This window comes from Novosphingobium sp. DS6-6 (assembly GCF_057784975.1).
The window spans coordinates 1-1,685 of record NZ_JBYNTS010000027.1 but is presented as its reverse complement, the minus strand read 5'-3'; the positions used below and the strand labels follow the sequence as shown (position 1 = coordinate 1,685).

The window sequence follows — 1,685 nt, the reverse complement described above, 5'->3', positions numbered from 1 at the left end:
GCCGCTCAGAGCTTGCTCACCAGTTCGGGTACGGCAGTGAAGATGTCGGCCACCAGGCCCACGTCGGCCACCTGGAAAATCGGTGCGTCCTCGTCCTTGTTGATGGCGATGATGGTCTTGGAATCCTTCATGCCGGCAAGGTGCTGGATCGCCCCCGAGATACCCACCGCGACATAGACTTCCGGCGCCACGATCTTGCCCGTCTGGCCCACCTGATAGTCGTTGGGCACATAGCCCGCGTCCACCGCCGCGCGGCTTGCCCCGATCGCGGCGCCCAGCTTGTCGGCCAGCGGCACGATCGTCGCGGCAAACGTCTCGGCATCCTTGAGCGCCCGACCGCCCGAAACGATCACTTTGGCGCTGGTCAGTTCCGGCCGCTCGCTCTTGGCGATCTCCGCACCCACGAAGCGCGACAGGCCCGCATCGCCCGGCCCGCTTACCGCTTCGACCACCGCGCTGCCGCCGCTCGCTTCGGCCTTGGCAAAAGCCGTCGTGCGCACTGTCACCACCAGCCTGGCATCGCTGCTTTCCACCGTGGCAATGGCATTGCCGGCATAGATCGGCCGGGTGAACGTCCTGGCGCCTTCCACCGTGAGAATGTCGGACACCTGCGCCACGTCGAGCAGTGCGGCAACCCGCGGCGCCACGTTCTTGCCGGTGGTCGTCGCCGCCGCCACGAACGCGTCGTAATCCGCCATCAGGCCCGCCACCAGCGGCGCCACGTTCTCGGCCAGCGCATGGGCATAGGCCGCATCGTCGGCCTTGAGCACTTTGGCAACGCCCGCGATCTGCGCCGCCGCCTGCGCCACGCCGTCGATGCCCTCGCCCGCCACCAGCGCGACGACTTCACCCAGCTGCGTGGCGGCCGTCACCGCGCTCAGCGTCGCATCGCGAACCGCGGCGCCATCGTGCTCGACCCAGAGAAGAACCTTACCCATCACGCAACTCCCAGTTCCTTGAGCTTGGCCACCAGCGCATCAACATCGGCCACTTTCACCCCCGCGGCACGCACCGGCGGCTCGGCCACTTTCAGCGTCCTGAGACGCGGCGCCACGTCCACGCCCAGATCCGCCGCGCTTCTCACCGCCAGCGGCTTGGACTTGGCTTTCATGATGTTGGGCAAGCTCGCATAGCGCGGCTCGTTCAGCCGCAGGTCCGTCGTCACCACCGCCGGCAATGCCAGCCGCACCGTCTCGAGCCCGCCGTCGATCTCCCGCGTCACGATCAGCGCATCGCCCTCAACCTGCACGGCATTGGCAAACGTACCCTGCGGACGACCCAGCAAAGCCGCCACCATCTGGCCAACCTGGTTCGCATCGTCGTCGATCGCCTGCTTGCCCGTGATGATCAGGCCAGGCGCCTCCTCCTCGGCCAGCGCCTTGACGATCTTGGCCACCGCCAACGGCTCAACATCCTCGTCGCTCTGCACCAGAACCGCACGGTCCGCACCCATCGCCAACGCCGTCCGCAACGTCTCCTGCGCCTTGGCCGGACCAACCGATACCGCCACAACCTCCGATACCACCCCCCGCTCCTTCAAACGGATCGCCTCCTCAACCGCGATCTCGTCAAACGGGTTCATGCTCATCTTCACATTCGCCAGCTCGACACCCGTACCGTCCGCCTTCACACGCGGCTTCACGTTGTAGTCGATCACTCGCTTCACGCACACAAGCGCTTTCATC

Annotated in this window: 2 protein-coding genes; both read right to left on the bottom strand. The window is 66.4% G+C overall.

Annotated features, from left to right (window positions below; all coding sequences use genetic code 11):
- Nucleotides 1-5: 5 nt before the first annotated feature.
- Complete coding sequence (locus tag AC3EDY_RS15935; protein ID WP_488573472.1) at nucleotides 6-938, bottom strand: electron transfer flavoprotein subunit alpha/FixB family protein; 933 nt, start codon at nucleotides 936-938, stop codon at nucleotides 6-8.
- Nucleotides 938-1,684 (bottom strand): electron transfer flavoprotein subunit beta/FixA family protein, encoded by a 747-nt coding sequence (locus tag AC3EDY_RS15930; protein WP_488573471.1) that lies wholly within the window; start codon nucleotides 1,682-1,684, stop codon nucleotides 938-940. Before AC3EDY_RS15930 ends, AC3EDY_RS15935 begins: the two co-directional genes overlap by 1 nt.
- Nucleotide 1,685: the final 1 nt, after the last annotated feature.

What these genes read in the sequence shown, in the direction of transcription:
- AC3EDY_RS15930 (WP_488573471.1), bottom strand. Translation starts at nt 1,684, where the DNA reads ATGAAAGCGCTTGTGTGCGTGAAGCGAGTGATCGACTACAACGTGAAG.
- AC3EDY_RS15935 (WP_488573472.1), bottom strand. Translation starts at nt 938, where the DNA reads ATGGGTAAGGTTCTTCTCTGGGTCGAGCACGATGGCGCCGCGGTTCGC.